Source organism: Pseudomonas saxonica (genome assembly GCF_007858365.1).
Taxonomy (GTDB): Bacteria; Pseudomonadota; Gammaproteobacteria; order Pseudomonadales; family Pseudomonadaceae; genus Aquipseudomonas; species Aquipseudomonas saxonica.
Window position 1 is genome coordinate 152036 of record NZ_VFIO01000002.1, and the last position, 20788, is coordinate 172823.

Annotated in this window: 17 protein-coding genes; 7 read left to right on the top strand and 10 right to left on the bottom strand. The window is 55.9% G+C overall.

Annotation, left to right across the window (positions count from 1 at the left end):
- Positions 1-131: 131 nt before the first annotated feature.
- From FJD38_RS07885 to amaB, 3 genes are all read right to left on the bottom strand, one after another.
- Positions 132-1268: a branched-chain amino acid ABC transporter substrate-binding protein gene (locus FJD38_RS07885; RefSeq protein WP_122785053.1), complete on the bottom strand. Its 1137-nt coding sequence runs from the start codon at positions 1266-1268 to the stop codon at positions 132-134.
- Positions 1269-1608: 340 nt separating this feature from the next.
- Positions 1609-2892: an L-pipecolate oxidase gene (gene amaA / locus FJD38_RS07890; RefSeq protein ID WP_146384753.1), complete on the bottom strand. Its 1284-nt coding sequence runs from the start codon at positions 2890-2892 to the stop codon at positions 1609-1611.
- A gap of 211 nt (positions 2893-3103) precedes the next feature.
- Positions 3104-4594 (bottom strand): L-piperidine-6-carboxylate dehydrogenase, encoded by a 1491-nt coding sequence (amaB, locus tag FJD38_RS07895; RefSeq protein WP_122785055.1) that lies wholly within the window; start codon positions 4592-4594, stop codon positions 3104-3106.
- A gap of 140 nt (positions 4595-4734) precedes the next feature.
- On the opposite strand from amaB, the gene FJD38_RS07900 reads away from it, so the two are divergent.
- The 4 genes from FJD38_RS07900 to FJD38_RS07915 all read left to right on the top strand — a co-directional run bounded on the left by FJD38_RS07900 (position 4735) and on the right by FJD38_RS07915 (position 9047).
- Positions 4735-5637 carry a LysR substrate-binding domain-containing protein gene (locus FJD38_RS07900; RefSeq protein ID WP_122785056.1) on the top strand — a complete coding sequence of 301 codons (903 nt, stop codon included), beginning with the start codon at positions 4735-4737 and terminating at the stop codon, positions 5635-5637.
- A 105-nt stretch (positions 5638-5742) separates the two neighbouring features.
- Positions 5743-6957 (top strand): nicotinate phosphoribosyltransferase, encoded by a 1215-nt coding sequence (gene pncB / locus FJD38_RS07905; protein ID WP_122785057.1) that lies wholly within the window; start codon positions 5743-5745, stop codon positions 6955-6957.
- A gap of 3 nt (positions 6958-6960) precedes the next feature.
- Entirely contained in the window at positions 6961-7788 is an 828-nt protein-coding gene (gene nadE, locus FJD38_RS07910; RefSeq protein ID WP_146384755.1) for an ammonia-dependent NAD(+) synthetase, read from the top strand.
- A 236-nt stretch (positions 7789-8024) separates the two neighbouring features.
- Positions 8025-9047: a DUF1338 domain-containing protein gene (locus tag FJD38_RS07915; RefSeq protein ID WP_146384757.1), complete on the top strand. Its 1023-nt coding sequence runs from the start codon at positions 8025-8027 to the stop codon at positions 9045-9047.
- A gap of 64 nt (positions 9048-9111) precedes the next feature.
- Here FJD38_RS07915 and azu read toward each other — a convergent pair whose 3' ends face one another.
- Positions 9112-9558 (bottom strand): azurin, encoded by a 447-nt coding sequence (gene azu, locus FJD38_RS07920; protein WP_122785061.1) that lies wholly within the window; start codon positions 9556-9558, stop codon positions 9112-9114.
- Between the two features lie 330 nt (positions 9559-9888).
- On the opposite strand from azu, the gene FJD38_RS07925 reads away from it, so the two are divergent.
- A complete protein-coding gene (locus FJD38_RS07925) occupies positions 9889-10095 on the top strand; it encodes a hypothetical protein (RefSeq protein ID WP_122785062.1) in 207 nt (68 codons plus the stop codon).
- 361 nt (positions 10096-10456) lie between these two features.
- Here FJD38_RS07925 and FJD38_RS07930 read toward each other — a convergent pair whose 3' ends face one another.
- The gene (locus FJD38_RS07930; protein WP_122785063.1) at positions 10457-12763 is read right to left on the bottom strand and encodes a YgiQ family radical SAM protein; all 2307 of its coding nucleotides are present in this window, start codon (positions 12761-12763) and stop codon (positions 10457-10459) included.
- 233 nt (positions 12764-12996) lie between these two features.
- Between FJD38_RS07930 and FJD38_RS07935 the strand changes: the two genes are divergently transcribed.
- Complete coding sequence (locus tag FJD38_RS07935) at positions 12997-13965, top strand: dermonecrotic toxin domain-containing protein (protein ID WP_146384759.1); 969 nt, start codon at positions 12997-12999, stop codon at positions 13963-13965.
- Positions 13966-14097: 132 nt separating this feature from the next.
- Complete coding sequence (locus tag FJD38_RS07940; protein WP_146384761.1) at positions 14098-17142, top strand: DUF6543 domain-containing protein; 3045 nt, start codon at positions 14098-14100, stop codon at positions 17140-17142.
- Here FJD38_RS07940 and dnaB read toward each other — a convergent pair.
- The 5 genes from dnaB to rpsF form a co-directional block, all read right to left on the bottom strand.
- Positions 17139-18533 carry a replicative DNA helicase gene (dnaB, locus tag FJD38_RS07945; protein ID WP_016783319.1) on the bottom strand — a complete coding sequence of 465 codons (1395 nt, stop codon included), beginning with the start codon at positions 18531-18533 and terminating at the stop codon, positions 17139-17141. The genes FJD38_RS07940 and dnaB overlap by 4 nt on opposite strands.
- A gap of 131 nt (positions 18534-18664) precedes the next feature.
- The gene (rplI, locus tag FJD38_RS07950) at positions 18665-19111 is read right to left on the bottom strand and encodes a 50S ribosomal protein L9 (protein ID WP_003439047.1); all 447 of its coding nucleotides are present in this window, start codon (positions 19109-19111) and stop codon (positions 18665-18667) included.
- 19 nt (positions 19112-19130) lie between these two features.
- Positions 19131-20027, bottom strand: coding sequence for a YybS family protein (locus FJD38_RS07955; RefSeq protein ID WP_122785065.1), 897 nt, complete (start codon positions 20025-20027; stop codon positions 19131-19133).
- A 36-nt stretch (positions 20028-20063) separates the two neighbouring features.
- Entirely contained in the window at positions 20064-20294 is a 231-nt protein-coding gene (gene rpsR, locus FJD38_RS07960) for a 30S ribosomal protein S18 (RefSeq protein ID WP_003171373.1), read from the bottom strand.
- Between the two features lie 28 nt (positions 20295-20322).
- A complete protein-coding gene (rpsF, locus tag FJD38_RS07965; RefSeq protein WP_003439045.1) occupies positions 20323-20748 on the bottom strand; it encodes a 30S ribosomal protein S6 in 426 nt (141 codons plus the stop codon).
- Positions 20749-20788 lie beyond the last annotated feature (40 nt).

Below are 20788 nucleotides of genomic sequence, written 5' to 3' on the forward strand. Positions count from 1 at the left end.
GACCTGCCACACCGTCCGCAGACAGTGTTGGCAGGTTGGAACAAGCGCGACTCTTGGAAAAGATGACAGGTGAGGCCGATGAACCCTGAGACTGATCGGTAGCCAGGTACCGATCAGTCGAGGGACTCATCTCACTTCTGTTTTTCCAACTGGTGATACTTGCCGTCTTTGTCCCACTGGTACACCACGTAGTCAGAGACTTTCAGGTCGCCTTTGCTGTCCCAGGCTTTTTCACCCATCACCGTTTTTACCGGGTTGGCTTTGAGCCATTTGGCAGCATCCTCGCCCTTGTTGGACTTGGCGCCATTGAAGGCGTCTGCCAATGCTTGAACCGACGCGTAGGCATACAGGGTGTAGCCTTCAGGCTCAGTGCCGGCTTTACGGAACGCATCCACCACTTCTTTACTCTCTGGCAGCTTGCGCGGGTCTGCACCGAAGGTCATGTACACACCGTCAACGTATTGAGGGCCGCCAGCGGTGGCTACCAATTCATCGGTTACCACACCATCATCGGACATGAACTTCACGTCTTTGAGGCCCGCTTCTCGCAGTTGACGCACCAACGGGCCAGCCTCCGGGTGAAGGCCCCCGAAGTACACGACATCAGCGTCTTTGGAGCGGATCTTGGTCACCAGAGCGCTGAAGTCTTTTTCGCCCCGGGTCAGGCCTTCTTCAAGAATGGGCTTCACGCCACGCTTGGTCAGTTGTGCACTGGTGGCATCGGCCAAGCCTTTGCCGTAGGTGTCCTTGTCATTGATCACGGCTACTTTCTTGCCTTTGAGCACGTCGACGATGTAATCCCCGGCCACGACGCCCTGCTGATCATCGCGCCCACACATGCGGAACATGGCGTTCAAACCGCGCTCGGTAACTTGCGGGTTGGTTGAGCCCGGTGTAATTGCAATCACACCCGCCTCGTCATACACCTCGGATGCCGGGATAGTGTTCGACGAGCAGAAGTGGCCGACAACGCCAATCACCTTGTCCTGATCGACCAGACGGTTTGCCACCGCCACAGCTTGCTTTGGCTCACAGGCATCGTCGCCTGCGACCAGCACAATTTTTTCACCGTTAACCCCGCCCTTGGCGTTAATGGCATCTGCCGCCGCCTGCGCACCCTTCATGTACTGCTCACCAAATGCTGCGTTGGCGCCGGTCATGGGACCTGCCACACCGATTTTCACATCAGCCTGAACAAACGAAGAAACGCCCAGCGCAGCAGCCACTGCGAGGGCTAGAAAACCTTTTTTGTAGAACATCTGCGACATGAGGTGGTGCTCCTGAGGTTTTGTTAGATGGCACTTCGACTTCACGTAAAGCGCAGAGCAAGCCGCGTGCCATTGGTTTTTTATTCTCAAAAAAGCGTTTGTTTCAGGGGGGTGCAGGCGCCCTTGGTGCCCGTTCATCAGGCGTGCAACCGTCTAAACCGGGGAAGCTAAAACCACGCATTGATGATCGGTCAAACCCGCCACATCACGGGTTTCACCCCATCCGGACTGCACTGTGCTGCGAGGTCGTAACCGGCGGCGTCACCGAACTGCACACTCTCGGTGCGACACTGCTACAAGGCGCACCTTTTTAAGTGCGTGGTTAAACGAACAATCAGTCTCAAATCACAATCCGTAAACACTGACCCGCGTGATACAGCGAAAACCCGACTTCGTACAAACAGCTGCGCAGGGCCGTGCCAGACAGTGGCCGCATGGGTGTGAAGGGAATCGGCAGCATGCTCGCATCGCCATGGCACAGATAGTCGGCAAAGGCTTTGCCGACCACACTGCCGGTGGTCACGCCGCGCCCGTTGTAACCGGTGACTGCCACTAAACCGGGCGCGGGCTCAAATAAACGCATCAGGTGATCAGGCGTGAACGCGATACAGCCCGTCCAGGTACATTCCCACTCCACGCCTTTCAAGTAAGGGAAATAGTGCTGCTGGACGCGGTCGGCCCAAGCTTTGAGAAAGCACGTGGGTTTTTGATTGCCATTGCCCAGACTGCCCAGCAATAAACGCCCTTCGGCATCGCGGCGAATACTGCTGAGTACCTGACGGGTGTCCCAGGAACCTTGCCCACCCGGCAGAATGCGCTTGGCACAGTCATCGGTCAGTGGTTTTGAGGCGACCTGGTAGTAATACCCGGGGAAGAAATGACGCCGCAGATCGGTCCATTCGCCTTCGGTGTAGGCATTGGAGGCCAATACCACCTGTTCGGCATTCACCGCACCGCGCGCGGTTTGAACAGACCAGCGCTGGCCCTGACGTTCCAGCCCGGTGACGGGGGAGTGATCGAACAGGCGGCCGCCCAGATCACTGGCGGCCTTGGCCAGCCCCGAGGTGTAGGCCATGGGATTGAGCGTACCGGCGCGACGGTCCAGCAAGGCGGCGGCTATTTTCGGCGTGCCGGTGGCCGCTTCGCAGGCGGCCCCTGTGAGTAATTCAACGGGTGCGCCGCGACGTTTCCATTGCTGTTCCCGACAGCGCAAGTCTGCTTCACCCTTGGCATTGTGGGCCATGTGCAAGGTGCCTTCGCGTCGCAGCTGACAGTCGATGGCGTACTTGTCGATCAGGCTGAACACCAGCGCCGGAGCCGCGCCGAGCATGCGATTGAGCTGGCTGCCGACCGCCTCACCAAAGCCGGCTTCGATGTCATCGGGTGCGATCCACATCCCGGCGTTGACCAGTCCTACATTGCGTCCCGAACCGCCATGGCCGGTGCGATGGGCTTCGAGGACGCACACCGTCTTGCCTTGTTCGAGCAAATGAATGGCGGCTGACAGGCCGGTAATTCCGGCACCAATGACACAGACATCGACCTTGAGTTCGCCTTTGAAGGCGGTGGCTTGAGGTCGTTGTGGCGTGAGTGTTTCCCACAGACATTGTTCGCGTAAAGACATTGCCAAGCTCCAGAAATGAAACCCAACCACGAGATCAAAAGCCCCTCACCCTAACCCTCTCCCAGAGGGAGAGGGGACTGACCGTGGGCGTCCGCAAATCAGCCCTGTATCCCCGAAGGCGGGGGGAGCTGACCGCACGCGGCCTCAAAAACACCGCAAATTAGCCCCCTCTCCCTCCGGGAGAGGGTTGGGGTGAGGGCAAGGCATCACCTCAATCGAACGTAATCCCCTGCGCCAGCGGCAGTTCAAGCGAGTAATTGACGGTATTGGTCTGACGCCGCATATACCCGCGCCACGCATCCGACCCAGATTCGCGACCGCCTCCCGTTTCTTTTTCGCCCCCAAACGCACCGCCAATTTCAGCACCGCTCGGCCCAATGTTGACGTTGGCAATCCCGCAGTCACTGCCCGTAGCCGACATAAATTGCTCGGCCTCACGCACATCGGTGGTGAAGATGCACGACGACAAGCCCTGCGGCACGGCGTTATTCAGACGCACCGCCTCGGAAAAATCGCTGTAGCCGACAACATACAAAATGGGCGCAAATGTCTCGCTGCACACCACTTCGCTCTGCTCCGGCATTTCCACTATCGCCGGGGCCACGTAGTAAGCATTCGGGTACTGGTCAGCCAGCTGGCGCTCACCGCCAAATACACGCCCGCCTTCGCTCAACGCTTGTTCCAACGCATCGCGCATGTTTTCAAAGCTGCTCTTGTCGATCAGCGGCCCCACCAGATTGCCTTCCAGCGGATGACCAATACGGATTTTGGAATACGCAGCCTTGAGCCGGGTGACGATTTCTTCTTTGACCGACTCATGGGCGATCAAACGGCGCAAGCTGGTGCAGCGTTGACCCGCCGTGCCCACGGCGCTGAACAGAATGGCGCGTACAGCCATATCCAGATCGGCACTCGGCGCCAGAATCATCGCGTTGTTGCCACCCAACTCCAGAATGCTGCGAGCAAAACGGGCAGCGATTTTGGGTGCTACTTCGCGCCCCATCCGAGTGCTGCCCGTCGCACTGATCAGGGCTACACGCGGGTCATCGACCAAGGCTTCACCGGCGTCGCGACCGCCAATAATCACTTGGCTCAAGTACGCAGGCGCACCTTCGAAGGTGTTTAACACACGATCAAACAACGCCTGACAGGCCAGCGCGGTCAGCGGAGTCTTCTCGGACGGTTTCCAGACCACGGCGTTGCCGCACACCAGCGCCAGGGTGGTGTTCCACGCCCAGACCGCCACCGGAAAGTTAAACGCGCTGATCACCCCGACCACGCCCAGCGGGTGCCAGGTTTCACGCATATGGTGGCCCGGGCGCTCCGAAGCGATGGTCAACCCATAAAGCTGGCGCGACAGGCCGACCGCGAAGTCGCAGATGTCGATCATTTCCTGCACTTCACCCAGCCCCTCCTGAGTGATTTTGCCCGCCTCCCACGACACCAGCTCGCCGAGGTCGGCCTTGTATTCACGCAGCAAATCACCAAACTGACGCACCAGCTCGCCACGGCGCGGGGCCGGCACCTTGCGCCACAGATCAAAGGCATGCTCGGCACGGGTAACATGCTGCTCGGCTTCGGCCGCACCCTCCCACTGCACGACGCCGATCTGGCTGCCATCGATGGGCGAATGCACGGGTTGTTTGCCCTGTTGGTACAACGCGGGGTTGACTCCTAAACGATCCAGCAATGCGGCAACCATGGGTCACTCCTCAACTCAATAAACGGAAACTCTGGCCATTAGTTGTAGCTGGCTCACATCGCCGCAACAAACGACCTTTAAGCGAGATATCATTCCGAAAATTCATGCTGCGCTAGTCATCTACCCAAAAGGGCCGCCCGATGCTCAATAAACGTTATCTGCCGTCGATCGCCGCTTTGCAGTGCTTCGAAGCCGTGACCCGTCACTTGAGCTTTACCCGCGCAGCAGAAGAGCTGAACCTCACGCAAAGTGCAGTCAGCAAACAAGTGGCCCAGTTGGAAGATCTGCTACAGCACCTGCTGTTCCGCCGGGTAAGGCGGCGTTTACAACTGACCCCTGCTGGCGAGCTGTATCTGGTAGAAGTCCGAAAAATCCTGACCCAAGTCGAAATGTCGACCCATACGCTGCGCTCCTATGGCGGCGAAACTGAGGTATTGCGGGTAGCCACACCCTCAACCTTCGGCGCCCGATGGCTGGTACCCCGGTTAAAAGGCTGGCGGTTACGTCATCCACACATTCATCTGGACCTGTGCAATGAGGCTGTAGCCGAGGAGTTGTTGCAGGGCGGCTGCGACCTGGCCTTTTACTTTGGTCAGTGCGCACGACCGGGCAGTGAATGCCTGAAACTGTTTGGCGAAGAAATGGTGGCGGTCTGCGCGCCCGGTAACCTGCCCGCCTCGCCGTTCACTGATCCCACGCAATTGACCGATCTGGTACTGCTGCAAAATGCTTCACGCCCTCAAGCCTGGCATGAATGGTTTGAAAACCAGGGCTATCACACTGACCACAGCTACCATGGCCCGCGCTTCGATACGTTTTATATGAGCACCCGGGCCGCTCAAGTCGGCTGTGGAGTCGCCCTGCTGCCGCGATTTCTGATCGAAGAAGAATTAAACGACGGCAAACTGGTGATTGCCTGGCCACACACGCAGCCCAGTCAGGACGCGTATTACCTGACTTACCCTGAGCATTCAGCATGTGTGCCTAAGGTCAGAGCCTTTGTCAGCTGGATGATGGAGCAGCTGGATGATGCACCGGGTTGAAAAAACCGCTGGCAATACTGCCTGCGGATATGCGCCACTAGCACCATTCATTGAAAAAGCTGAACGTCGTGGCAATCAGGCACGGCCAGCATGGAGATTGCCGTTATGAGCGAGAGTGTATTTGCCGATCGCATCGTGCAGAACCTGCTCGACACCGACTTCTACAAATTGACCATGATGCAGGCGGTGCTGCACAACTACCCCAACGTCGAAGTCGAATGGGAATTCCGCTGCCGCAACAGTGAGGATTTGCGCCCGTACCTGAATGAGATTCGCCATCAGATTGATCGTCTGGGTGAGTTGAGCATGACCCAGGACCAGCTCGGTTTCCTGGAGCGTATTACCTTTATGAAGCCGGATTTCATTCGGTTTCTCGGGCTGTTTCGCTTCAACCTGCGCTACGTGCACACCGGCATCGAGAACGGCGAGCTGTTTATCCGCCTGCGCGGCCCGTGGCTGCACGTCATCTTGTTTGAAGTGCCGTTACTGGCGATTGTCAGCGAAGTGCGCAACCGCTCACGTTATGCCGACACCGTGCTGTCTCAGGCGCGCGAGCAGTTGTACCGCAAGTTCGACTGGCTTCAGGCAAATGCCAGCGCTGAAGAATTGTCTGAACTTCAAGTCGCCGATTTCGGAACGCGCCGTCGATTTTCGTACCGCGTACAAGAAGAAGTGGTCAGCGTGCTCAAGCACGATTTCCCCGGACGCTTCGTCGGCACCAGCAACGTTCACCTGTCCCGCGAGCTGGACATGAAACCGCTGGGCACTATGGCCCACGAATGGATCATGGCTCATCAGCAACTCGGCCCCCGGCTGATCGACAGCCAGAGCGCCGCGCTGGATTGCTGGGTACGGGAGTATCGCGGCCTGCTGGGGATTGCCCTGACCGACTGCATCACCACTGACGCCTTCCTGAAGGACTTTGACCTGTACTTTGCCAAGCTGTTTGACGGCTTGCGCCATGACTCGGGCGATCCTGTGGTCTGGGCCGAAAAATGCATCGCCCATTATCACAAGCTCGGCATTGACCCGATGAGCAAGACGCTGGTGTTCTCCGACAGTTTGACCTTGCCCCGTTCGCTGGAGATCTTCCGGGCGTTGCGCGGCAGAATCAACGTCAGCTTCGGCATTGGCACCAATCTGACCTGCGACATTCCGGGTGTGGAGCCGATGAGCATCGTGCTTAAAATGACGGGTTGCAATGGCTCGCCGGTTGCGAAGATTTCTGATGAGCCGGGCAAGACTCATTGCTCCGACCCTAATTTCGCCGCCTACTTGCGACACGTTTTCCAAGTTCCCGAACAGTCCCCCAAGGAGTGAATCATGCAGGCCGTACAGCGTCAGATTGCTGAAGACCTCAAGGTCCAGCCGCCGTTTAAAAACCAGGACGCGCTGGAGGCTGAAGTCGCCCGCCGTATCACCTTTATTCAGTGCTGCCTGGTCAATTCCGGGCTCAAGACGCTGGTGCTGGGCATCAGCGGCGGGGTCGATTCGCTGACCGCAGGGTTGATGGCCCAGAAAGCCGTCAAGCAACTGCGTGAACAGTCAGGCGATCAGGCCTATCGTTTTATTGCCGTGCGCCTGCCCTATGGCGTGCAGCAGGATGAAGCTGATGCGACCGCTTGCGTCAATTTCATCAACCCTGATGAGCGCCAAACGGTGAATATCGGCCCGGCCGTCAAGGCACTGTCTGCAGAAGTCACCGCGTTTGAAGGCAAGTCACCTGCCACCGTGGATTTTGTACTGGGCAATACCAAGGCGCGGATGCGCATGGTGGCGCAATACACGATTGCGGGCGCAACGGGCGGTCTGGTGATTGGCACAGACCACGCGGCCGAGGCGGTGATGGGCTTCTTTACCAAGTTTGGCGACGGCTCTTGCGACCTCGCGCCGTTGAGCGGGCTGGTGAAGAACCAAGTGCGCTCGATTGCACGCTTTTTCAAAGCTCCTGAGTACCTGGTCGAGAAAGTCCCGACAGCGGATCTTGAGGACTTGGCGCCGGGCAAGCCTGACGAGGCGTCTCACGGTGTGACCTATGCCGAGATTGATGCTTTCTTGCATGGCGAGCCGGTGAGCGAAGAAGTCTTCAACATCATCTGCAAGACGTACGAAAAAACTCAGCACAAACGTGAGATGCCGTTCGCGCCTTAAGCCTGCGTACATCGTTTGCCCTCACCCCAACCCTCTCCCGGAAGGAGAGGGAGCTGATGGGTGGTGTTGCGTAGATTTGCTTTTGATTGAGTCCCCTCTCCCTCCGGGAGAGGCTAGGGTGAGGGGCTCTTCGTCCAGCCCGAAAAAACGGAATGACCCCCACGCTTTTTTTCGCTTGTCGCCCCCGCCTCCAAACGCTTTGATAGACGCCTGTCCCGTCACCAGAGCCCTGCCCCATGCCTGCCTTTGATGGTTTGTTCACCCTCGTCGAATCTGAACTTGGCCAACCCGCGGCCCACTGGCTGCGCGCCCATGTCGAGGTTCCCCAAGCCTTGCAGCGCTTCAACTGGAGCACCCAGGCCGTGCATCGGGCCTGGCTGGCCGAAGCCCTGAACCTGTGTTTACTGCACAAACTGGTAAATGCCGTGCCCAACGGTCTGCGCTACGTCGAGGAACAAGCGCAACAAGGTCGCAAAATCGTATTCGACCACGGCGCTATTCGTACCGTGGACTGGCCACTCAACGGCCAGCTACCCCGTGGCCGTCAGGCATTTTCCCGATTGCTGGAGCCGCTAGGCTTTACCGATGTACGCACTTACCCACTGACCAAACTGAATATGACTGGCTGGGGCTACCGGCACATGGATCTGCCCGAAGACATCGCGCAATTTTTTGTCTCGGAACTCCATCCAGGACGTTTCAGCGAGGCATTTCAACAAGCCGTTAGCCGCGTGGTCGCGTCCAGCCTTGACCCCCTGCACGATGAACACCAGCACATCCTTGAGCGCCTGCAACTCACCCGCCATTGCAGCCTGCAAGAAGCCACCACCTTGTTACCCGCGCTCTACCGGGCGTTCGGGCGTCAACATGGCATCGTTTTGGAAGCCGACTATCAATGCCTGCTCAGCGAAAGTGCTGAAATGGCCTGGATTGCCACCGAAGGCAACAGCTTCAACCACCTCACTGACCGCGTGTCAGATCTTCAAGCCTGCGTCGCCCAACAACGCGAATTGCAGCGCCCGATGAAAGACAGCATCGAGGTGTCTGCGTCAGGACGGGTCATGCAAACGGCTTATCATGCCTGCACCGTTACCCGCGGCCTGATCGATGCTGGCGGGCAGCTTCGCGAACACTCAGTGCCCGGCTCGTTTGTCGAGTTCATCCAACGCAAGGTCGACCCGGAAACGGGGCATATCGACTTGAATTTTGACAGCAGCAATGCGCAAGGCATTTTCAAAATGACCGACTCAAAAGTCTGACCCGTAATGCAAAAAGCCCCGACGGCCTAGGGCACGTCAGGGCTTTTGAGAGCGAACCGGATTCTTATTTAAGAATCACAGCACCTTTCATCATCGAGTTGTGGCCCGGGAAGGTGCAGAAGAACTCATAGTCTTCACCCGCCTTGAGCTTCGATACATCGAAGGTCACGGAATCTTTCTCGCCAGCGCCAATCACTTTGGTGTGGGCAATCACGCGCTCGTCGCCGTCCTTGAGGTAATTCTTGTCCAGACCGGCCGCAATCCCGTCAGTGGAAACAGCCTGCATGTCGGCTTTTTTGCTCAGCACCCAGTTATGCCCCATCACGTTTTTAGGCAAGTTGCCGGAGTGCTCCAGGTTAACGGTGAAGGTTTTGCACGACTTGTCGATCACGATTTCTTTGGTGTTGAATGACATTTGATCAGTCGAATCGACCGTCACTGCACACTCAGCTGCCAGCAAATGGCCGCTGGCCAGGGTCAACAGGGATACCGCAACAGCTTTAGCGAACATGGTTTCTCTCCAAGGTAGGGTACAAAAAATCCATAACTTGTATACAGGTTGCACGAAAATGGTCGCATTGCCAATGACCCACGTCATGCTCGATGTGTATAAACGGCACTATGATCCCTCTAGACGAACCGTAAACGCTCAACCTTAGGCCATCACCGAGCGATAAGGCTCAACAGACCGCGGAATTAATCCACCTCGCGCTTTTTGAGCGGTGTAAAGTCGTGAAAGCCGCGCAAATATAGCCTTGCAAAAACCCAGCTAACGGCTAAGCACTAATACAGGGCAGAATACGCGCCGCTCAACTTCCCTTCGAGCCCCAGAGGATCGCCCATGGCCAAACCAAACTATAACTTCGCTAAGCGTCAAAGAGACTTGGCTAAAGAGCAGAAGAAAGAGGAAAAGCTCGCGCGCAAGAAAGCCGCAGCTGAAGAAGGCACTGTAGAGCCGGGCACTGAAACCGACACCGACGTCGATGAGCAAGGTGATGTTGTCGCTGAAACTACCGACACCCCTGAAGAAAAAGCTCCAAACGCGTAACCCCCACGGCCCGGTTATCCACAACCCGGCCCACAGGATCTGTGATCAGGATCAGCAGCGCGCCTGCTGATCCTCGCAGATAGCCTGAGCGTCTTTCAGACGCCTTAAGAGCCACTCCCCTTACTCAGCCTCAGCCAACAGCCTACAAGTTCGTGGCAGGCTTCTCAGCGCCCAGAAACCACAACGCCAGCCCGAAGGCTGGCGTTGATCACTTTCCTCCGTAGCAGCTGCCGCAGGCTGCGTCCGACGACAGCGTCGTCGTAAATTCAGAAATCACAGTGCGACTGTAAAATCGCGATTACTGGTTTTACGATCGCTGCGCAATCGGACGCTGCCTTCGGCAGCTGCTACGAATTAGGTCTTAGCGCGGTACAGCCGGTTTGCGGGTTGGCTTTTGGCCTTTGCCACCCTTGGCCGCTTCATGTCGCTCTTTGGCTGCCTGTTTGTTACGGGCGAATGCCGCAGCTTTAGCCTGCTCGCGTTTATCCCACGGGTTACCACCGTCGCTGGCACGTGGCGGCAAGCCAGTGTGCTGGGTCAGGATTTTGGTGGTCTTTTCTCCAGCCACTTTATGGCTGCCAGCAGGCGTCGAGTTTTTGCGACGCGCACTCTGGTAGCTGTCAGTCGCCGGCTGATGCAGGGGAATCAACTGATCTTTACCCGAGCCGATCAGATCAGCCCGGCCCATGCGGGTCAGCGCTTCACGCAGCATCGGCCAGCCTTTCGGGTCGTGGTAGCGCAAGAACGCCTTGTGCAGACGGCGCTGCTCTTCACTCTTGACGATGGTGACCGAATCGCTCTTGTACGTGACCTTGCGCAGCGGGTTCTTGCCCGAGTGGTACATCGCCGTAGCGGTAGCCATTGGCGAGGGATAGAACGCTTGCACCTGATCCGCCCGGAAGCCGTTGCCCTTGAGCCACAGCGCCAGGTTCATCATGTCTTCATCTTTGGTGCCGGGGTGAGCGGCGATGAAGTAAGGAATCAGGTACTGCTCTTTGCCCGCTTCCTTGGTGTACTTCTCGAACATGCGCTTGAACTTGTCATAGCTGCCAATGCCCGGCTTCATCATTTGGTTGAGCGGACCTTCCTCGGTGTGTTCCGGGGCGATCTTGAGGTAACCACCAACGTGGTGGGTCACCAGCTCTTTCACGTATTCCGGCGACTCGACCGCAAGGTCATAACGCAAGCCGGAAGCAATCAGAATCTTCTTCACACCCGGCAGGGCACGGGCACTGCGGTACAGCTGAATCAGCGACGAGTGGTCAGTGTTCAGGTTCGGACAAATACCAGGGAATACGCAGGACGGCTTACGGCACGCGGATTCGATTTCCGGCGTTTTGCAGGCAATACGGTACATATTCGCGGTCGGGCCGCCGAGGTCGGAAATAACGCCAGTAAAACCAGGCACTTTGTCGCGAATTTCTTCGATTTCTCGAATAATCGACTCTTCGGAACGGTTCTGGATGATCCGGCCTTCGTGCTCGGTAATGGAGCAGAAGGTGCAGCCACCGAAGCAGCCACGCATGATGTTCACCGAGAAGCGGATCATGTCGTAGGCCGGGATTTTTTCCTTGCCGTACGCAGGGTGTGGAACACGTGCGTAGGGCATGCCAAACACGTAGTCCATTTCTTCGGTGGTCATTGGGATCGGAGGCGGGTTGAACCACACATCCACTTCGCCATGCTTCTGCACCAACGCACGCGCGTTACCCGGGTTGGTTTCGAGGTGAAGCACGCGGTTGGCGTGAGCGTAGAGAACGGAGTCGCCACGCACTTTCTCAACCGACGGCAGACGGATTACCGTCTTGTCGCGGGTCATGCGCGGGCTGGCCAGAATTTGCACCACTTGGGCTTCGTTCGGGTCTTCAACCGGGCCTTTTTCCTGCTCAATGGCGCAGGCTTGAGTGTCCTGGGTGTTCACGTACGGGTTGATGATCTTGTCGATCTTGCCCGGACGGTCGATACGTGTGGAGTCGACTTCGTACCAGTCTTTTGGCGTATCGCGACGAATGAACGCGGTGCCGCGCACATCGGTAATGTCTTCAATCTTGTGGCCGTACGACAAGCGCTGGGCAACTTCGACAATGGCACGCTCGGCGTTGCCATACAGCAGGATGTCGGCGCAGGCGTCGATCAGGATCGAGTTGCGGACACGGTCCTGCCAGTAGTCGTAATGCGCGATACGGCGCAGGGACGCTTCAATCCCACCGAGCACGATTGGCACGTGTTTGTAGGCTTCTTTACAACGTTGGCTGTACACCAGGCTCGCGCGATCCGGACGTTTGCCAGCCATGCCACCTGGGGTGTAGGCGTCATCGGAACGGATCTTTTTGTCGGCGGTGTAACGGTTGATCATCGAATCCATGTTGCCGGCCGCGACACCGAAGAACAGGTTCGGCTCGCCCAGCTTCATGAAATCGTCTTTGGACTGCCAGTTCGGCTGGGCAATGATGCCCACACGGAAACCCTGAGACTCCAGCAAACGACCGATGATGGCCATGCCGAACGACGGGTGATCGACATACGCATCACCGGTGACGATGATGATGTCGCATGAATCCCAGCCAAGCTGATCCATCTCCTCCCTGCTCATCGGCAGGAATGGTGCTGGACCGAAACATTCGGCCCAGTACTTCGGATAGTCAAATAAAGGCTTGGCTGCTTGCATGTCGGTGACCGGTGTTGAGTGCAAAAAGGAGCGCGTCATTTCTTAAGAAATTCGCGGTCGCGGAATATAGCACAAAAAATAACCAATTCCGACGGCGATGGTCGGCTTTATTCGAGCCCCTGCTCAGGGCTGCATATACACGATTAGCCAATCTAATGGGCCATGCATAGCTAAACGCAAATCAGAAAAAACGTGGGTAACGTCACTGCAACACATTACCCAAGGCTAAAGTCATGTCCCATTCTCGCTCACCATCCAGTCGGCCCCCTGGATCCATTCACGCCGATTTTATAAAGGAACGCTTGCCCAGCTGGGCAGCAAGTGCCAGCCCGATCGTACTTGCAGAGCTGCGTAGTAGCCTGATCAGAAATAACCAATCGCGGCATGACCTCAATGAATTATTGGGTCAGGTGCAAAATCCCGAAATGTTCGTCCGCCCGCTATTCAGACAAGCCCTAAGAAAATATTTAACAGGGCTTGACCCAGACAAAACTCTTTTTGTACGTGAATGGCGCAATGAGCACCTGCTCGGGGTGTACAGCACTCATGACCGAACATCTGAACACTCATTGTTTGAAGCGGCACTGCAAAATTTTGAGCCTTCGGAAGCAGAAAGTGGTGGCATTGAGGAGGGGTCCGGGCTGTTTCTGCAGACGGCTACCGGGCGAGTGCGAGCCCATACCCCGCCCATTATTTTTGCTCAATTTTGCCGCCATCTTGATTTAGGCAGCCACTACCAGCGACATCTCAATGAATTTTTCAATCCGCCTCCCCTATCGGACGCCTTACAGACTGTACCCAACCCGCGTCAGGTTATACGCGCATATGAACAAAGCAGCTTTGAAAGCGCCTTGCACTTGGCACTCCTCAAAGGCGAAATCAGCAATGAGCTGTACCAGCAATTATTCACCCTTCAGATCGATGGACAGCACCCGGATTTAATCTGTAATCATCTGACCATTAACAACGTGACGCTGCCCGGAATTCTGGTGATCCGGGACCGTCACTTCGACAAAAGTCAGATTCTTTACACCCCTCATGATCCAGTGGCGATGTTTCGCAGATACCCCTCAATGCACCAACTTGAAGCTGATCTGTCCGTGCGCTTGCTCAGCGCTCGCTACCTCGAGTTTTTTAACCGATTTGTCCCCCTGCGTTATCGCGGTCACCTGATCTCCATTACCCCCCCACGCATTGATTAACTGCCTGGAGGGCGCCCCACCACACGTGTACCCGCCAGAGTCGATCAAGCAATCAGCCGAACGCCTATCACAGGCAATATTTTCCACTCCATCGCTGAACACCGTATTAGCCACATCAGAAGCGATGCTCGTGTGTTGGTTGTACCTACTGCAGATGCAAACTTGCGAGGTCGCGAGGCACGTCTGCAACGCTTTAAAGAATTGGGAACTTCCATACTGTTTTTCGCTGCATCGTTCATTCCGGTTGTGGGCGAAGTACTGTTCACTGTGACTGGGCTACAGCTGATTAGCAGTGTCTACCACGGCTTTGCTGCCTGGAGCCGAGGCGATAGCGATCAAGCCCTGAATGAACTGCTGGATGTGATGGACACTGTCGCTTTGGGGCTAGCCACAGCAGGTGCCATAAAGACCGCAGGCTTCACGGCCACATTGGTGAAAGTGCAGCTCAAGAATCGATCCTGGCGGTTATGGAGTCCAGATTTGACACCTTACCGTAGCCCTCATGAACTGCCCGAAGGCTTGGCTGCAAACGCGCAAGGGCTCTATGAGCACAACCAACGGCACTATTTGAAGCTGGGCAAGGATGTACTCCATCAGGTCAAACGCGATCCGCAAACACAACAGTGGCATGTAGAGCATCCGCTCAGTGAGGCCGCATACACCCCAGCTTTGCTAACCAATGGCGTGGGGACGTGGCGGCACGCGCACGAGGCTGTCAAAAACTGGGATGACTTAACACTCCTGACCCGAGTGGGGCCCGATGCCTTACATATTGATCAACCTGCATTTGAACCGATTCTTCAAGTAAGCGAGGTGAACATCGAACAACTGCGTCACGTTCATCAGGACATGGTTCGCCCCCCACCTCGACTGCGAGACACGTTAAAACATTTCAACTTTGAACAAGAAATCAATCAATTCACTATGGCCCGCGCTGAAGGCATAACAGTCTCTGCGCACTCACCGCTGATCCAACTCCACCTGCTGGGTTCACTGCCCGAATGGCCCGCGACTACTGTATTGAAAATTCTCGACCCCAAACAAAACACAATTATGAGCTTCGGGGCGCAGGGCACGGAGATTTCAATTAGCGAAGAACAACTGAGGAAAGGCGAGCTATTGCAGGTACTTGAACAGAAACTGCCTGCGAATGTATTTGAGGCGTTAGCCCATACAGACTCAATACCTGACGAAGCCAAGCCATACTTCACTCCCGTCTCAAGATTGGCGTCTCGATTAAGTGAAGAGGCAGCGCAACACAAACAACGGATATTCACCTGGCTATGTGAATACAGCGAAAAACCGGTCACGCCTATCGAAAAACAACTCAGCGAGATTATTCCACTGCTCACCAAGAGCCAGTTGGAAGAGACATCTGCCGTGCTCGGTGAGCATGAACAGAGTCGAGTATTACGGGAAAAAAGTCTGACTGCAGAACAACGCTGGGAAGTCGACCAATATGTTCGGCAATCCGAGACGTTGCGGATTCGCGAGGGCCTTTACCTGGATTCGGTCAGCACGCCTGAAAGCTTGTGCATGTTGCTGTTTACACTTGAACAACTTCCCGGCTGGCCCGCCTCTCACCGCATAGAAATCCGTGACCAGAGGTTTGATGGAAATCTTCTTGGCCGTGCAGGGCCGGCGAATACTGGCACTCTGCATGTGCTGACGCGTGAAGGTGAGCTATACGGTCTATTTTCTTCGGCAGGTGTACGCCTGAAAGAACCGGCTGACCTATTCAGCACCGTTGAACACACGCTCTCCAGCACCCAACGCCAAGCAATTACCTTGCGCACCGAAACGGCGTCACTGAAGCAAGCTGCACGTAAACTCAGCATGGAGTTACTCGCAAACCCAGCCCCAACCGCCAGGGGTAAACCTGCTGAGATCAAAATCCCGCCCAGACCCTTCCAGCCCTTTGATCCTCTTTTTGCAGAAAACATGCACCCGGTGATGAAGACACTGCGTAACGACGGTATTTATGAAAGCGCGCCGTCAAGCGGTAGAGAAAACCGTTACTACGTGCTGCAAAACGCCCGTTACTATCAAGTCAAAAGAAACCCGGTGGGCTGGCAACTGATCGATGCTCGCAGCCCCTTCAGGGCATACAAACCCTATGTGGGCAAAAACGCACAGGGCGAATGGGGCATTGATCCAAATACAGGGGCACTTTTTGGCGGAATGAACAACTCACCGCCCAGGCGCACAAGTGTCGACACTCACTTTGATTCGCAACATTCGCCGGCACAGGCTCAAGCAAGTCCTTCGGAACACAGTTCAGGAGCGGGTTTAACATCGATGGTCTCTGCCGAAGAGTCCCTTGGCTTAATTCCTTCTGAAAGCTCTTACCATACGGGCGAAGAGGCCACGCACCCAGTTCCTTACACACAGCAGGAGCTTGAACACATGCACTCCAGTTCGAGCTATCAACACAGCCGCAATTATCAGCGCCAATATGATCGCGCTAACAATGGCCGTTACCCATTACGAGATGTAGACGGTCAATCATTACGTATCAGGTTTATTCAAGCGGTGGCCAAGTCTTACACCTCAGAAACAACCATTCATAAAGATCTCGTATTGCCGTATATCAAATGGGAAGGTTACGAAGAAGTCGCGCGCTTGTACGACGAAAAGCTGGAAGTGGTGCCTTTCTCAGCAGAACATCAAAAGTTTCCTCAAGAGTCGAGCTTGATTGGAGAATTCACTGTCATTAGCCGAAGAGTCATTCAAAAAGGTGAGGTTCTGGGCGTCTATGGTGGCGAGTTGCTGCCACCCCCCGTTGCGACCTATCGTAATGACCCTTATTTGATGGATGTAATGGCAAAAAACCTGCCCAAAGAGGACGCACCTGGGCATCCCACAATGATGACCCGAGAAGTGATGTTATCTGGCGACAACATTACTTCACGTATCAATACGATTTTTGAATACGAAGACGGGCGACCTGTCAGACAAGCTACGTCAGGGTATAACGTCGAGACTGCACCTTTTGACGTGGACGTGCAAAAAGGCACTGCCCCCTGGAAACGAATGAGTCTGTGTGTCTTGTTTGCCAGTGAGCAGATTGAAGCAGGGGCAGAATTGCGCTGGAATTACTGCTACACGGAACCGAGCGTCAGAAAGCTGTTCGGAGCACCTGCTGCAAGCAGTGTATCCAGCGTGCCGAAGCCTTAGTCATCATCGAAGTTGTAACTGCCCGGCGCCAGGTTTTCAAAGCGTGTGTATTTGCCGATAAACGCTAGGCGCGTCGTGCCGATAGGCCCGTTACGCTGCTTGCCGATGATGATTTCGGCAATGCCCTTGTGCTCGGTCTCGGGGTGATACACCTCGTCCCGGTACACGAACATGATGACGTCGGCGTCCTGCTCGATGGCGCCGGATTCACGCAAGTCGGAGTTGATCGGGCGTTTGTTCGGGCGCTGCTCAAGAGAACGGTTGAGCTGCGAGAGTGCCACTACCGGGCAATTGAATTCCTTGGCCAGGGCTTTCAAGGAACGCGAGATCTCGGAAATTTCGTTGGTACGGTTATCACCGCCGGAACCCGGGATCTGCATCAATTGCAGGTAGTCGATCATGATCAGGCCGATATCACCGTGCTCACGCACCAGGCGTCGGGTACGGGCGCGCATTTCCGAAGGGCTGATGCCTGCGGTGTCATCGATGAACAGCTTGCGGTCGTTGAGCAGGTTGACCGCCGAGGTCAGGCGCGGCCAATCGTCGTCTTCAAGGCGACCGGCACGGACTTTGGTCTGATCAATACGCCCGAGAGACGACAACATACGCATGATCAGCGATTCACCTGGCATCTCGAGGGAGTAAACCAGTACAGCCTTCTCACTGCGTAACACGGCGTTTTCTACCAGGTTCATCGCAAAGGTGGTTTTACCCATGGATGGACGACCGGCGACGATGATCAAGTCCGCAGGCTGCAAGCCGCTGGTCATGCCATCCAGGTCGGTGTAACCGGTGGACAGGCCCGTGATGGCGTTGTCGGTGTTGAACAGGGTGTCGATGCGGTCGATGGCTTTGGTCAGCAGGTCATTGACGCTGACCGGGCCGCCGGTTTTTGGCCGGGCCTCGGCAATCGCAAAGATCTGCCGTTCAGCCTCATCGAGAATCTCTTCAGCGCTACGCCCTTCGGGGTTGAACGCGCTGTCGGCGATCTCGGTGCTGATGCCGATGAGCTGACGCAACGTCGCACGCTGGCGCACGATCTGGGCGTAAGCCTTGATGTTGGCGACCGACGGTGTATTTTTCGCCAGTTCGCCCAGGTAACCCAGGCCACCCACTTGGGAAGTCTGACCTTCCTTGTCCAATTGCTCGGCAAGGGTCACGACGTCAATCGGGGAGTTCTGGTCAGCCAGTTTGGCGATGGCGCGGAAGATCAGCCGGTGGTCATGTCGATAGAAATCACCGTCCGAGACCTGATCCAGCACGCGTTCCCAGGCGTTGTTGTCCAGCATCAAACCACCAAGCACAGCCTGTTCGGCCTCGATGGAATGCGGAGGCACCTTCAGGGCTGCGGTTTGTAGATCGTATTGCTCAGGAGCGGAGATATCGTTCATGGCCACTTGAATTTGAAAAAGCAGGGGTTTGAAAATCAGGATCAGCAGAAAGACAAAGGGCACGACCTGTAAACAGGATCGTGCCCGATGTTAACCGTCCAGCACACAAGGTGCCAGTCAGTTAAGACTGCTTAAGCAGCTACCACAACAACGCGTACGGTTGCTTCAACTTCGGCGTGCAGGTGCACAGCCACGTCGAATTCGCCAACGTTGCGGATAGTGCCGTTCGGCAGACGAACTTCGCTTTTAGCAACTTCAACGCCAGAGGCGGTCAGTGCATCAGCGATGTCGTGAGTGCCGATCGAACCGAACAGCTTGCCTTCGTCACCAGCAGTGGCAGTGATAGTCACTTCCAGCTCAGCCAGTTGGGCAGCGCGTGTTTCAGCCGAAGCTTTCTTGTCAGCTGCTGCTTGTTCCAGCTCAGCACGACGCTCTTCAAACGCAGCCAGGTTGGCAGCGGTTGCAGCGGTAGCTTTGCCGTATGGCAGCAGGTAGTTACGACCGTAACCGGCCTTAACATTTACTTTGTCGCCCAGGTTGCCCAGGTTTGCGACTTTTTCCAGAAGGATCAGTTGCATGTGAAAATCCTCTTAACTTTTAACCTTCACCGTCCGCAGAGCCTTTATCAGCGTCTTTCGGCGCCAGACGTCCGCGAAAATCAATCAGGCTGTCGACAATGGCCAAAACCACGAGCAACGGATAGATCAGCTGCATAAACAGCAAGAGCGTGACGTACATCCCCACCAGCCAAAACTTGGACAGTCGCTTTCGCGCCACCAGCCCATGAATCAGGGCCAGCCCGGCGAAGAACAACGCTACGCTGCACAACGGCGTGAGCATGGCCATTTGAGGACCGAAGTTCGGCCCAACAAGCATGCACGCCAGCAACAATAACGCTGGACCCAGCGGTAGGCGGATGCTGCGAAACTCGCTGGCAAAACCGCCCGGGTTGTACAACAGCGCTTGCCAGTAACGCCCAAGTATCAGGCTCAGCACGCTGACGACCTGCATCAAAGCTGCAATCAAACCGGTAAGGACGGGTGCAATCAGTGCTCCAAGGCGCGCTCGCTCTACGTCAGATAACTTGTCGTAGAGACCATTGAGGACCTGCGGCAGAAGTTTTTCCAACTCCTGCGCCATCGCACCAATGGGTTCGCGGAAAACCGTACCCAGGATCACGCCATACACCACACCCAACGCTACGCTGACCAGCAGCACGCGATACCAAGGCTGACCGGCGCGCAAAAGCATCGCCAATCCCAGAGTACCCAGCAGCACCATCAAGGTGCGAGGCTCTCCGATAAACCACCAGACCAAGGCCGGCAGTAAAGCCCATGAGAGGATGCTCAAGGCATCTCTCGGACCGCGCCGCAGAAGCACAAGGCACCCTGCAGCAGCACTCAACCAGAACAAAAACGGCAATGCCGCACATCCGGCCACGATTAACGTGGCCTGTACACGGCCTCGCATGATGAACTCAGCTAAGGCGCGCATACTTTCAATCCTTTACTACCTGTCGACTGCCCGGTCTCAGCGGCCGTGGCTGTCGGTGTAGGCCAGCAGGGCCAGGAAGCGGGCGCGCTTGATAGCGGTGGCCAGCTGACGCTGATAACGAGCTTTAGTACCGGTGATACGGCTTGGAACAATTTTGCCGGTTTCGGATACGTAGGCTTTCAGAGTGTTGAGATCTTTGTAATCGATCTCTTTCACTTCTTCTGCTGTGAAGCGGCAGAATTTACGACGACGGAAGAAACGTGCCATGTAATTGGCTCCTCAAAAGGTCCGTGGATTACTCGTCAGCGTTATCGCTGGCGTCGCTGTTATCGCTGTCATCGCCATCGGCGCTGTCAGAATGCTCAGGACGGTCACGACGCTCACGGCGCTCACTGCGGTTCTCTTCAGCCTTGAGCATCTCGGACTGGCCAGTTACGGCTTCGTCGCGACGGATGACCAGGTTACGGATCACAGCATCGTTGTAACGGAAGTTGTCTTCCAGCTCAGCCAGGGCTTTGCCAGTGCATTCAACGTTCAGCATCACGTAGTGAGCCTTGTGAACATTGTTGATTGCGTAGGCCAGTTGACGACGGCCCCAATCTTCCAGACGGTGGATTTTGCCGCCGTCTTCTTCGATCAGCTTGGTGTAACGCTCTACCATGCCGCCGACTTGTTCGCTTTGATCCGGGTGGACCAAAAAGATGATTTCGTAATGACGCATGAATGCTCCTTACGGGTTGTAGCCTGCCGCTAACTAAAAA

What these genes read in the sequence shown, in the direction of transcription:
- FJD38_RS07885 (WP_122785053.1), bottom strand. Translation starts at nt 1,268, where the DNA reads ATGTCGCAGATGTTCTACAAAAAAGGTTTTCTAGCCCTCGCAGTGGCT.
- amaA (WP_146384753.1), bottom strand. Translation starts at nt 2,892, where the DNA reads ATGTCTTTACGCGAACAATGTCTGTGGGAAACACTCACGCCACAACGA.
- amaB (WP_122785055.1), bottom strand. Translation starts at nt 4,594, where the DNA reads ATGGTTGCCGCATTGCTGGATCGTTTAGGAGTCAACCCCGCGTTGTAC.
- FJD38_RS07900 (WP_122785056.1), top strand. Translation starts at nt 4,735, where the DNA reads ATGCTCAATAAACGTTATCTGCCGTCGATCGCCGCTTTGCAGTGCTTC.
- pncB (WP_122785057.1), top strand. Translation starts at nt 5,743, where the DNA reads ATGAGCGAGAGTGTATTTGCCGATCGCATCGTGCAGAACCTGCTCGAC.
- nadE (WP_146384755.1), top strand. Translation starts at nt 6,961, where the DNA reads ATGCAGGCCGTACAGCGTCAGATTGCTGAAGACCTCAAGGTCCAGCCG.
- FJD38_RS07915 (WP_146384757.1), top strand. Translation starts at nt 8,025, where the DNA reads ATGCCTGCCTTTGATGGTTTGTTCACCCTCGTCGAATCTGAACTTGGC.
- azu (WP_122785061.1), bottom strand. Translation starts at nt 9,558, where the DNA reads ATGTTCGCTAAAGCTGTTGCGGTATCCCTGTTGACCCTGGCCAGCGGC.
- FJD38_RS07925 (WP_122785062.1), top strand. Translation starts at nt 9,889, where the DNA reads ATGGCCAAACCAAACTATAACTTCGCTAAGCGTCAAAGAGACTTGGCT.
- FJD38_RS07930 (WP_122785063.1), bottom strand. Translation starts at nt 12,763, where the DNA reads ATGCAAGCAGCCAAGCCTTTATTTGACTATCCGAAGTACTGGGCCGAA.
- FJD38_RS07935 (WP_146384759.1), top strand. Translation starts at nt 12,997, where the DNA reads ATGTCCCATTCTCGCTCACCATCCAGTCGGCCCCCTGGATCCATTCAC.
- dnaB (WP_016783319.1), bottom strand. Translation starts at nt 18,533, where the DNA reads ATGAACGATATCTCCGCTCCTGAGCAATACGATCTACAAACCGCAGCC.
- rplI (WP_003439047.1), bottom strand. Translation starts at nt 19,111, where the DNA reads ATGCAACTGATCCTTCTGGAAAAAGTCGCAAACCTGGGCAACCTGGGC.
- FJD38_RS07955 (WP_122785065.1), bottom strand. Translation starts at nt 20,027, where the DNA reads ATGCGCGCCTTAGCTGAGTTCATCATGCGAGGCCGTGTACAGGCCACG.
- rpsR (WP_003171373.1), bottom strand. Translation starts at nt 20,294, where the DNA reads ATGGCACGTTTCTTCCGTCGTCGTAAATTCTGCCGCTTCACAGCAGAA.
- rpsF (WP_003439045.1), bottom strand. Translation starts at nt 20,748, where the DNA reads ATGCGTCATTACGAAATCATCTTTTTGGTCCACCCGGATCAAAGCGAA.